Annotated in this window: 11 protein-coding genes and 1 tRNA gene; 10 read left to right on the plus strand and 2 right to left on the minus strand. The window is 32.4% G+C overall.

All coding sequences use genetic code 11. The annotated features are described in order from the left end of the window. Position 1 precedes the first annotated feature (1 nt). From murD to H0I23_RS00755, 9 genes are all read left to right on the plus strand, one after another. A complete protein-coding gene (murD, locus tag H0I23_RS00715) occupies positions 2-1,336 on the plus strand; it encodes a UDP-N-acetylmuramoyl-L-alanine--D-glutamate ligase (protein ID WP_216784563.1) in 1,335 nt (444 codons plus the stop codon). A gap of 5 nt (positions 1,337-1,341) precedes the next feature. Then, entirely contained in the window at positions 1,342-2,544 is a 1,203-nt protein-coding gene (locus tag H0I23_RS00720; RefSeq protein ID WP_216784564.1) for an FtsW/RodA/SpoVE family cell cycle protein, read from the plus strand. Then, positions 2,531-3,622 carry an undecaprenyldiphospho-muramoylpentapeptide beta-N-acetylglucosaminyltransferase gene (gene murG / locus H0I23_RS00725; protein ID WP_216784565.1) on the plus strand — a complete coding sequence of 364 codons (1,092 nt, stop codon included), beginning with the start codon at positions 2,531-2,533 and terminating at the stop codon, positions 3,620-3,622. The genes H0I23_RS00720 and murG overlap by 14 nt, the downstream gene beginning before the upstream one ends. A 31-nt stretch (positions 3,623-3,653) precedes the next feature. After that, positions 3,654-5,006, plus strand: coding sequence for a UDP-N-acetylmuramate--L-alanine ligase (gene murC, locus H0I23_RS00730; RefSeq protein WP_216784566.1), 1,353 nt, complete (start codon positions 3,654-3,656; stop codon positions 5,004-5,006). Beyond that, positions 4,996-5,715: a cell division protein FtsQ/DivIB gene (locus H0I23_RS00735; RefSeq protein ID WP_216784567.1), complete on the plus strand. Its 720-nt coding sequence runs from the start codon at positions 4,996-4,998 to the stop codon at positions 5,713-5,715. The genes murC and H0I23_RS00735 overlap by 11 nt, the downstream gene beginning before the upstream one ends. Positions 5,716-5,718: 3 nt before the next feature. Next, complete coding sequence (gene ftsA / locus H0I23_RS00740; RefSeq protein WP_216784568.1) at positions 5,719-7,071, plus strand: cell division protein FtsA; 1,353 nt, start codon at positions 5,719-5,721, stop codon at positions 7,069-7,071. A 41-nt stretch (positions 7,072-7,112) separates the two neighbouring features. Further along, positions 7,113-9,080 carry a cell division protein FtsZ gene (gene ftsZ, locus H0I23_RS00745; RefSeq protein ID WP_216784569.1) on the plus strand — a complete coding sequence of 656 codons (1,968 nt, stop codon included), beginning with the start codon at positions 7,113-7,115 and terminating at the stop codon, positions 9,078-9,080. A 94-nt stretch (positions 9,081-9,174) separates the two neighbouring features. Continuing rightward, positions 9,175-9,624, plus strand: a complete 450-nt coding sequence (locus tag H0I23_RS00750; RefSeq protein ID WP_216784570.1) for a GatB/YqeY domain-containing protein — start codon at positions 9,175-9,177, stop codon at positions 9,622-9,624. 13 nt (positions 9,625-9,637) lie between these two features. After that, a tRNA-Arg gene (locus H0I23_RS00755) sits at positions 9,638-9,711 on the plus strand. Between the two features lie 38 nt (positions 9,712-9,749). Here H0I23_RS00755 and H0I23_RS00760 read toward each other — a convergent pair. Both H0I23_RS00760 and H0I23_RS00765 read right to left on the minus strand, forming a co-directional pair. Next, the gene (locus tag H0I23_RS00760) at positions 9,750-10,355 is read right to left on the minus strand and encodes a zinc ribbon domain-containing protein (RefSeq protein ID WP_216784571.1); all 606 of its coding nucleotides are present in this window, start codon (positions 10,353-10,355) and stop codon (positions 9,750-9,752) included. 20 nt (positions 10,356-10,375) lie between these two features. Further along, on the minus strand, positions 10,376-10,798 hold the full coding sequence (locus H0I23_RS00765; protein WP_216784572.1) for a hypothetical protein: 423 nt from the start codon (positions 10,796-10,798) through the stop codon (positions 10,376-10,378). A 475-nt stretch (positions 10,799-11,273) separates the two neighbouring features. On the opposite strand from H0I23_RS00765, the gene tssD reads away from it, so the two are divergent. Beyond that, positions 11,274-11,663, plus strand: a complete 390-nt coding sequence (gene tssD / locus H0I23_RS00770; protein ID WP_216784573.1) for a type VI secretion system tube protein TssD — start codon at positions 11,274-11,276, stop codon at positions 11,661-11,663. Positions 11,664-11,997: the final 334 nt, after the last annotated feature.

Consider the following 11,997-nt stretch of genomic DNA (forward strand, 5'->3'; position numbering starts at 1 on the left):
GATGAAAAGGTTGGTTGTGCTCGGAGGAGGAGAAAGTGGTGTAGGTACGGCAATATTAGGAAAGCAAAAAGGATACGATGTTTTTATTTCTGATAAAGGAAAAGTAAAGGAAAAATATAAAAAAGTTCTTGAACATTTTGGAATTGATTGGGAAGATGAAAATCATACAGAAGCAAAAATATTAAATGCAGATGTAGTGATGAAAAGTCCAGGTATACCTGATAAAGTTCCTTTAGTTGTAAAACTAAAAAAAATAGGTATTCCTGTAATTTCAGAAATAGAATTTGCATCAAAATATACAGATGCAACTATTATTGGAATAACAGGGAGTAACGGAAAAACTACCACAACAATGCTCACAAATCACATTATAAAAAATGAAGGTTTGAGTGTTGGTATGGCTGGTAACATAGGAGATAGTTATGCTAAAATGGTAGCAGAAAACAACTTCGATTATTACGTGTTAGAGATTAGTAGTTTTCAGTTAGATGGTATAATGGATTTTAAACCACATATCGCAATTATAACAAACATATCGCCAGATCATTTAGATAGGTATGAGTATAAGTATGAAAATTACATTGCATCTAAATTTAGAATAGCAGAAAATCAAACAGAAGATGATTTTTTGATTTATGATGCAGATGATAAAGATTTAGTCGATTGGCTAAATAAGCACCCAGTTAAGGCAAAATTATTGCCATTTTCTTTGCGAGAAGAAGTGGTGGAAGGAGCATATAGTTTAAACAAGAATATAACAATTACAACAAATAACGAGACATTGAAAATGACGACAGACACTTTAGCATTAGAAGGTAAGCATAACCTTAAAAACACTATGGCAGCATCAACAGCAGCTAAGTTAATTGGTATCAGAAAAGAGACCATTCGCCAAAGTGTAACAAACTTTCAGGGTGCAGAACACCGTCTGGAAAAAGTACTTAAAATTCACCATGTAGAGTACATAAACGATTCTAAGGCTACAAATGTTAATGCTACTTATTATGCTTTAGATAGTATGAAAACACCTACGGTTTGGATTGTTGGAGGTGTTGATAAGGGTAATGATTATATGTCTTTAATGCCTTTCGTGAGAGAAAAAGTTAAAGCAATTATTTGTTTAGGAAAAGACAATACAAAAATAAAAGAAGCTTTTGGTAACGCTGTAGATCTTTTGGTAGAAACATATGCAATGGATGAGGCTATAAAAGTGGCATATAAAATTGCAGAACGAGGTGATACTGTTTTGTTATCTCCTGCGTGTGCTAGTTTTGATCTTTTTGATAATTATGAAGATCGTGGAAATCAGTTTAAAATGGCAGTAAAAAACTTATAAGATAAATGGATTTTTTCAACAAAATAAAAGGGGATAAAGCGATTTGGGCCATAGTGGCTCTTCTTGCGTTATTTTCATTTTTACCAGTTTACAGCGCGAGTAGTAATCTGGTTTACGTTGTTGGAAATGGTACAAGTACTACGTTTAGTTTTTTATTTAAACATGGTTTTTTATTGGCTTTAGGCTTTGGAATTATATATGGTGTACATCGTATACCTACACATTTTTTTAAAGGTTTATCGCTTATCGCAATGCCAATTGTTTTGTTGTTGTTAGTGTATACGTTAGCACAAGGCACAACCATTGGCGGGGCAAATGCAAGTAGATGGATTCGTTTGCCGTTGGTTGGGTTTACTTTTCAAACATCAAACTTGGCGGCGGTTGTTCTAATGGTTTATATAGCGCGTTATTTGACAAAAATTAAGGATAAAAAAATCACATTTAAAGAAAGTATACTCCCGTTGTGGATACCTGTTTTTTTAGTGTTGATACTAATATTACCGGCTAATTTTTCAACAGCAGCAATTATCTTTTTTATGGTAATGGTGCTTTGCTTTTTAGGTGGTTATCCTATAAAGTATTTGTTGGGAATTATAGGTAGTGGTTTTTTAATACTTACATTATTTATTTTAACAGCTAAAGCGGCTCCAGATTTATTTCCAAACCGTGTTACAACCTGGGAAAATAGAATAGGTAGTTTTTTAAATGGAGAGGATGATGAGTCTGATTATCAAATACAAAATGCCAAAATTGCAATTGCAACAGGTGGTATTATAGGTAAAGGCGCTGGTAAAAGTGTGCAGAAAAACTTTTTACCGCAAAGTTCATCTGATTTTATTTATGCCATAATTGTTGAAGAATACGGTTTGGTAGGTGGTTTAATTTTGGTTTTTTTTTATTTGTTGCTGCTTTTTAGAATTGTGGTAGTTGCTAATGGTAATGATACAATTTTCGGAAAACTAATAGTAGTAGGTGTAGGCTTGCCGATAGTTTTTCAGGCATTTATAAATATGGCAGTTGCGGTAGAATTATTTCCTGTTACAGGACAAACATTGCCATTAATTAGTAGTGGAGGAACCTCCACTTGGATGACTTGTTTGGCAATAGGCATAATATTAAGTGCAAGTAATAAAGATGGTATTGCAGAAGTTAGGTCTGCAGATATAGATGATACGAACCCTTTAGAAGTTTTAAGTGGACAATTATAAATTTATACTTTCAGGAGGAGGAACAGGTGGACATATTTATCCGGCAATTGCTATTGCGAATGAATTAAAGCGAAGGCACCCAAATGCTGAGTTTTTATTTGTTGGTGCAAAAGATAGAATGGAGATGGAGAAAGTACCTAATGCAGGGTACAAAATTGAAGGATTGTGGATTAGTGGATTGCAAAGGAAATTGACATTCAAAAATATGATGTTCCCTTTTAAATTAATAAGTAGTTTGATAAGAGCAAATGGCATAGTTAAAGAGTTTAAACCTGATGTTGTAATTGGTACGGGTGGCTTTGCTAGTGGTCCGCTTTTAAAAAGAGCATCAGCAATAGGAATATCATGTGTACTACAAGAGCAGAATTCTTATGCAGGTGTAACGAATAAGTTGTTGGCTAAAAAAGCAAAGAAAATTTGTGTTGCTTATGATGGTATGGAACGGTTTTTTCCTGCAGATAAAATTATAAAAACTGGTAATCCTGTTCGTGGAGATTTAGTCGAAATGAATACAGATAAAAATGAAGCAATTTCATTTTTTGGATTAGAAGCAGGTAAGCCGACTTTAGTTGTTTTGGGAGGTAGTTTAGGAGCTAGACGTATCAATCAATTAGTAGAAAAAGAATTGAATTTCTTTGAGCAATTAGGAGTTCAGTTGATATGGCAATGCGGTAAACTGTATTACGAAGAGTATAAAAAATATACATCTGACACAGTAAAAGTTTTTGATTTTTTAAACAAAATGGACTTTACCTATGCAGCAGCTGATATTGTAATTTCTAGAGCTGGAGCAGGTTCTGTTTCAGAGTTGTGTATTGTTGGTAAGCCAGTAGTTTACATTCCGTCACCAAATGTGGCAGAAGATCATCAAACTAAAAATGCAACAGCATTGGCAGTAAAAAATGCTGCGCTATTAATTAAAGAAAAAGATTTAGATGTGCAGTTTGAAAGTGTTTTTTCTGCATTGTATAAAGATAAAAGTAAGCAGAGGCAATTAGGAGAAAATTGTAAGCAGATGGCAATGCCAAACGCAACAATTGCAATCGTTGATGAAATAGAAAAATTATTAAAAAAATAAAAAATCTCTATTAATAAGAGATGTGAGTTGTATGAACATGAATCAAATACATAGCGTTTATTTTCTGGGTATCGGAGGTATAGGTATGTCTGCCTTGGCTAGGTATTTCATGTTTTTAGATAAAAATGTTGCTGGTTATGATAAAACAGCAAGCCCCTTAACTTTAGAGTTAGAAGAGGCTGGTGTAAAAATTCATTATGATGATGATCTTTCAAAAATAGAAGCACAATTTTTTGATAAAGAAACTTGCTTGGTAGTTTATACGCCAGCAGTACCAAAAGATCATACTGAACTAAATTATTTTTTTGATAATGATTTTCAAGTAAAAAAAAGATCTGAAGTTTTAGGTATTGCGACAAATGATACATTTTGTCTGGCAGTAGCGGGTACGCATGGCAAAACAACAACTTCAAGTATTTTAGCACATTTGTTAAAAGAAGCTCATTTGCCAATGACTGCTTTTTTAGGAGGTATATCTGAAGATTTCGGAAGTAATTTTCATTATCAAGGCTCTGAGTATTCTGTGGTTGAGGCAGATGAATTCGATCGTTCTTTTTTGAGATTATCACCAAATATAGCCTGTATTACATCTATGGATGCAGATCATTTAGATATTTATGGAACAGGAGAAGAGTTGCATAAATCTTTTCATGAATTTGCTAGTAGAATAAAAGAGAATGGTAAGCTTTTTGTACGTAAAGGTTTGCCTATTGATGGTGTTACGTATGGTATTGAAGATGAGTCTGATTATTGTGCTAAAAACATCAATGTAGTTGATGGGGCTTACGTTTTCGATATTCAAACACCTACGGTTTTATATAAAAGCGTCACTTTTAATAAACCAGGAAGGCATAATTTATTAAATGCTTTAGTGGCTTTAGCAATGGCATTAGAGACTGGAGCCAAAGCAGAAAATTTATTTCCTGCTTTAGAAAGTTTCAAAGGAGTGCAACGTCGTTTTTCATATAGAATTAAAAATGATGATTTTGTTTTTATTGATGATTATGCACATCATCCAACAGAAATAAATGCTGTTTTTGATGCTGTTTCAGAAATGCACCCTGATAAAAAAGTGTTGGCAGTTTTTCAGCCACATTTGTTTTCACGAACAAAAGATTTTGTTGATGATTTTGCCGAAAGTCTATCAAAATTTGAAAGCGTGCTATTGTTAGATATTTATCCAGCAAGAGAAAAACCAATAGAAGGAGTAACCTCTGAGTGGTTATTAGGTAAGTTGAGTAACTCAAATAAAAAATTAGTTCAGAAATCAGAATTAATTGATGAAATAAAAAAACAAAACCCAGAAGTTTTAGTAATGATGGGTGCTGGTGATATAGGTTTAGAAATTTTAAAAGTAAAAAATAGTTTTGTTAATGAAGGTTAATTGGAACATAATAAAGGCTATTGTATTGTTGATTTCGATCGCAAGTCTCTATGCATTTTCTAATTATAGAAATGAGCAAAAAAGCATCACAGAATTAGATGTTCAATTCACTGATGGAGACAATTTGTACGTAACAACATCTATGGTTAATAAATTGTTAATACAAAATTTCCAAGGGTATAAAAACATGCCCAAAGAAAAATTAGTTTTGAATACTATGGAAAAGGCCATTGAGGCCAATGAAATGGTTAAAAATGCCCAAATCTATTTCAACGTAGATGGAAAATTGACGACAAAAATCGCTCAAAGAAATCCAATTGCACGTGTAGAGGGTGGTATAATTTTTTATCTAGATGATGAAGGAAAGCGTATGCCGCTGTCAATCAATCATTCTGCGAGAGTCCCAATTGTAACCGGGAATATCACTGATAAGAGCTTAGAAGATGTGCACTTAATTTTAAACCATGTAAATGGTGACGATTTTTTGCATAAAAATATTATTGGTATTCGAGTTAAAAGCAAGAATAAGTATCAATTAAAATTTAGAACAGAAAATTTTAATATTGACTTAGGTAAAGCGGAAGATTTAGAAGAGAAATTTAATAAGTTAAAAGCTTTTTATATCAAAGGGGCAAAAGATAAGTCTCTAGGTAAATATAGTAATGTTAGTTTGGAATATAGTAATCAGGTTGTTTGCACCAAAAAGTAAGATATGGAACGAGGTAATTATTCAGTTGGTTTAGATATCGGAACTACAAAGATTGTAGCTATTATCGGAAAAGAGAACGAGTACGGTAAAATAGAAATTTTAGGTATTGGAAAATCTAAGAGTTTAGGTGTGCATAGGGGTGTTGTAAATAATATTACGCAAACAATACAATCTATTCAGCAAGCAGTTGAACAAGCTGAAACAAATTCAGGTTTAAAAATTGGATCTGTAGTTGTTGGTATAGCTGGGCAACACATTAGAAGTTTGCAACATAGCGATTATATTACTAGACCAGATTCTGAAGAGGTTATAAATGAAGATGATTTAGATAAGCTTTGTAATCAAGTTTACAAACTAATCATGTTGCCAGGAGAAGAAATTATTCATGTTTTACCTCAAGAATATAAAGTTGATGGGCAAGCAGAAATAAAAGAACCTATTGGTATGTATGGTGGTAGGTTAGAGGCTAATTTTCATGTAGTTGTAGGCCAAGTATCTTCAATAAAAAACGTGGGTCGTTGTATTAAAAGTGCGGGCTTAGATTTGGGTAGTATTACACTTGAGCCATTGGCTTCGGCAAATGCGGTTTTAAGTCAAGAAGAAAAAGAAGCAGGTGTTGCTTTAATTGATATAGGAGGTGGAACAACAGATTTAGCCATTTTTAAAGATGGTATCATCCGTCATACTGCTGTAATACCTTTTGGTGGTAATGTAATTACTGAAGATATAAAAGAAGGTTGTTCTATAATAGAAAAACAGGCTGAGCTTTTAAAGATGAAATTCGGTTCTGCTTGGCCAGGAGAAAATAAAGATAATGAGATTGTTTCTATACCAGGTTTACGTGGTAGAGAGCCAAAAGAAATCACATTAAAAAACTTGTCTAAAATTATACACGCGAGAGTTGTAGAAATTATAGAGCAGGTATACGTAGAGATTAAAAATTACGGTCATGATGATCAAAAGAAAAAATTAATAGCAGGTATTGTTTTAACAGGTGGCGGTAGTCAACTAAAACACTTAAAGCAGTTGGTAGAATATATTACAGGTATGGATACACGTATTGGGTATCCAAACGAACATTTGGCTGGTGATTCTGATGAAGAAATTGCAAGTCCACTTTATGCAACAGCAGTAGGACTTTTAATGAATGCTTTAAAAACAAAAGCCAAAAATGATGTTTTTGAGCAAGAGTTGAAAGAAGAAATAGAAGAAGAAGTTTCTGTAAATGAAAGTGTAGAAGAAATTAGTGATGTAGACGTAGACACTATAACAAAACGTAAAATACAAAGAGAACGTAAATCTATATTTGATAAATGGTCTGACAAATTGAAAGACTTTTTAGATAATGCAGAGTAATAAGATAGAGAGAACACAGTATAACCAGTAATACAATAAGTATGAGCAACAGTAACGAATTTGGAAGTATTTCTTTTGATTTACCTAAAAATCAAAGTAACGTAATAAAAGTCATCGGTGTAGGTGGTGGAGGTAGTAATGCCATCAATCACATGTATACCGCAGGTATAAATGGAGTTGATTTTATTATATGTAATACAGATGCGCAAGCACTAGATAATAGTGGCGTGCCTAATAAAATTCAACTAGGTGTTTCGTTAACAGAAGGACTTGGAGCTGGAGCTAACCCAGAAGTTGGTGAGCAATCGGCAATTGAAAGCATGGAGGAGATTAAAACCATGTTAGGTACAAACACTAAAATGGTTTTTATTACTGCAGGTATGGGTGGTGGTACAGGAACTGGTGCAGCACCTATGATTGCCAAACAAGCTAAGGAACTGGATATTCTTACGGTTGGTATTGTTACAATTCCTTTTCAGTTTGAAGGGCAGATGCGTACTAAGCAAGCTCAAGCTGGTATTGAAAAATTACGTCAAAATGTAGATTCATTAATCGTAATTAATAATAATAAATTAAGAGAAGTATATGGTAATTTAGGCTTTAAAGCTGGTTTCTCTAAAGCAGATGAAGTATTAGCAACTGCAGCAAGAGGTATAGCTGAAGTAATTACTCATCACTATACTCAAAACATAGATTTACGTGACGCCAAAACTGTTCTTTCTAATAGTGGAACAGCTATAATGGGGTCGTCAACATCTTCAGGCTCGTCAAGAGCTAGTGAGGCAATTAGAACGGCATTAGATTCACCATTATTAAATGACAATAAAATTTCTGGAGCTAAAAACGTATTGTTGCTAATCGTTTCAGGTTCTAAAGAAATTACTATTGATGAAATCGGAGAAATTAATGATCATATTCAGCAAGAAGCTGGTCATAGCGCAAACATCATTATGGGTGTAGGTGAAGATGAATCATTAGGCGAGGCAATAGCTGTAACGGTTATAGCAACGGGTTTTAATATCGATCAGCAGGATACTATTGTGAATACTGAGTCTAAAAAGATTATACATACTTTAGAAGACAATCAGAAAGCAGAGCAACACCTTATGGGTGCAGAGAATGTTGTTTTTCAGTTGGTCGAAGAGGAAGAAGAAGTTGTGCCTGTTGCGCCAAAAGTTGTTAAGCATGTTTTGGAAGAAGATAAACCTGAGCCTGCATTTAAAGCTCCTGCTGCAAAACCAGTAGAGCCAGAGATGGATTTAATACCAACGTCTAGTTACATAAAAAACTTCAATGTATTTTATGAAGAGGTAATTGCTGATAACGTAGGAGAAGATTTTGTTATCGTTGATGCTAAATCTAAATTAAATAATATGGATGTTGTTGAGCCAGAAACGGTATCTCCAACAGAAAAAGAAGAAGATCAATTTGCTTTTAGCTTTGATATGTCTTCAGAGTCTAAACCAAAAAAGGATGAGAATGTAGTGCTTTTTTCTTTAGATGATGATGTAAAAGATATGGAAGTAAAAGAGCATATCGAAGTTGTACCTGTTTTAGAATATAATAAAGATGGTGAAAAAAGATATAGTCTTGATGATTATATGGAGCTTGAAAATAAGCTGACAGGAGCTAAATCTAAAGCAGAGAAATTTACACCTAAATATGTAGAAGAAGAGCTTGTTTTTGAACAAAAAACGGTTGAGAAAGCTACAGAAAGAGTGGAAGAGGAAGTAGAGTTAGATCCAATGGATATGCCCTTAGAAGAGCTTTTAAGAAGCCGTTCTGAAGAAAGAAAGAGAAAACTTAAAGATTTTAATTATAAGTTTACGAATAACAACTCTAATAGAATGGGTGATATTGAAAAATTACCAGCATATAAGCGTCAGGGTGTAGATTTGAATAGTGCAAGTAAAGAGAGTAGAATGTCTAGAACGTCATTAAGCGATGATAGTAATGATGAAATTCAAATAAGATCAAATAATTCTTTTTTACATGATAATGTAGACTAACTTTTGCAGTCTATAATAATATGTTTAAACCCGAAAACGGATTCTGTTTTCGGGTTTATTTTTTTATCTTCGTTTCGCTAAAAAATAGAATGTTATGAGCTTACAGAAACAAGTAATGGAACAGATGAAAGTAGCGATGAAAGCAAAAGATAAAGTTGCTTTAGAATCATTACGAGCTATAAAATCAGCATTGTTGTTGTTACAAACAGATGGCGGTTCAGGAGAAGAGCTTACGGAAGAAGAAGAAATACAATTAGTTCAAAAATTAGTAAAGCAACGTAAGGATAGTGCAGCTATATTTAAAGAGCAAGGTAGAGATGATTTAGCAGCTCCGGAATTAGAGCAGATAGCTGTTATTGAAAAGTTTTTGCCAGAACAACTTACGGAAGAAGAAATTGAAAAAGTAGTTGTGCAAACTATAGATGCTACTGGTGCTCAGGGTATGAAAGATATGGGTAAAGTAATGGGTATTGTATCTAAAGAGCTTGCTGGCCAAGCAGACGGTAAAACAATATCTATGTTAGTTAAGAAAAAACTAGCATAATAAAACTATAAAAGGCTGCGTAGTTCAACTGGATAGAATATCAGATTTCGGCTCTGAGGGTTGGGGGTTCGAATCCCTTCGCGGTCACAAATTAAAAAAGCTCTTTATGAAAATAAAGAGCTTTTTTAATTTCTATTGATGTCAATTATTTTTTTAGAAATATATAATTCTTTAATTTCTTGCTTTGAAAAACCAAAAGTTAATTGTGGGTAGTTTTCTGGTTTATCAATTTTATAAATTCTAGTTGACTTATTTATTTCGTAATCATTTAAAGACATAAATAAGCTATCGTTAGATACTTCTACCACCTTCATAGTTGAGTATTGTTTATTTGCGATTTGATATTCATAAACATCTCCTATTAATGGGTTGTCTAAATAAATGGAGTTGTTTTTATTGTCAATATTTACAGCAAAGCCTACAAGAACTATTAGTGCGGTAACCACAAATAAACCAGAGAATTGCCATATTGGTCCTTTGGCTTTTGTTTTTAAGTTCTTATATTCTCTTTCTAAAGATGTTGGCATTTCATTTGCATGAAGTGATTGTTTGCAATGCTGGCAATGAGAAGTACCTGTTTTACCAATAGGCAATGTAGGTATCCAAAATACATGTAAGTGTCTTCGATATATACTTATCATAGTAGAACCTTGAGTTGTACACTTAGGGCATACAATGTTTGGTAGCTGCTTTGTTTCTATATGCGCTGATCTTGTTCCAAATATAATCATGACGTTATAAATTAAAAAGGTTAATCTTCAAATTGAGCGCTAGCGTATGTTGTAGTGTTGCTGTTAAATAAATTTATGTTTTTCTCTGATTCAAAGAATGACTGAATCGTTTCTCTTAATTGTGCTTCTTTTAAAGCTGAGTTTGCTGTTCTATAATCAGGGTTTAGTAAAAGAATTGTAGATATAGTATCACATAAAATTTCTTCTCCATTTTCATTCGTAATTTTTAAAGTAATTGTGCTCTCTAATAAAGATTTTCCATTAACAAACACTGTTAGTGTGTCTTCTGCAGTAGGATTAGAAAATGTTTTTGTAACGGTATTAGCAAGTAATAAATCAGACTTTATTTTAGTCACTTGTTTAGATATTTCTGTTGTTTTTTTATCATTACTACAAGAAATAAAAACTGTTGCAAGGGCTAATAGAATAACTTTAAAGTTCATAGTTGTATTGTTAATTTGTTCGATACAAAGATCTTTTAAAGGAAGTTTTTTGAGTACACTTTAAAAAGTGAAAATAGACACCCTGTTTTCAGGGATAGGTTTTTAAAAGGAAGATTTAATATTATTGTAAAAGTGCTTTTTTTTTAAATGAATAATTTTTTTAAAAAAAAAGCATGCTACATATAGTGCAATAAAGAGTAGTCTCTGAAAGTGTTTTTCATGAGAGATTACTTACCTTGTGTAGAGTATAAAATCTGAGTAAAACCAATGGTTTTAGGTTTAATCAGCTTTGTGAATTTAAATGTATTTTGTAACGTATTTATAATGAAATTGTTAAAAGGGATTTAGTGTATTTTAACGAAATTAACATTTTGCTAACAAAAAAATATTTTTTGTAAGAATATAATCTATACATTTATCGCATAATATATAATTATCGGCAATATTGCCATTTAATGTTTTAACTATTATTATTATGTCATTTAAAGGAAAATTAGAATTGGGCGGAAAAGAGTACAATGTGTTAACAAGCACATATGATCTTTTTCAAGAAACAGATGCTACTGGAAGACCTTCTTCTGTAACAAGAGGTGGTAGAATTAAAATCACTGTTGAGGCAACAGCTGATACTAGTTTAGCAGAGTGGATGTTTAACAATTTTGAGCGTCGTGATGGATCGATTAAATTTCTAAAAAGAGATAACGAGGCCACTGCAAAAGAATTAAAGTTTACTGAAGGTTACATGGTAAAGTATTCTGAAAGTTTTGATCACACAGGCGAAAATCCTATGAGTGAATCTTTCATGATATCTGCACGTTCTATTACAATGGGATCTGGAGAGCATGTAAACGATTGGCCGGAATAAATGAATACGTAAGTATTTATTTATAAATGAATAGATGAAAAAAGGGAAATGCAGATTTGTATTTCCCTTTTTATTTATGTAATATTTTAACTATTATTATTTCTTATAAAATAATCTCATAGATAGTAAATATACGCTTGTTTGCTGTTTTAAACAGCATACATTTCATTTATAAAAATGAAATTTTATTTTTTATAAATCTATTCGTAAAAATATTTAACTTCTTGTTTTTTAGTTGATAATGAACTTGTTATGCTGGTTAGTAATTTTTAAATTTTTTTTATGATTGAGTAAATCGTTTTAATTTATAATTATAAGCATTATCTAATCCGCA

Origin of the sequence: Cellulophaga sp. HaHaR_3_176 (assembly GCF_019021925.1) — a bacterium.
Lineage (GTDB): Bacteria > Bacteroidota > Bacteroidia > Flavobacteriales > Flavobacteriaceae > Cellulophaga.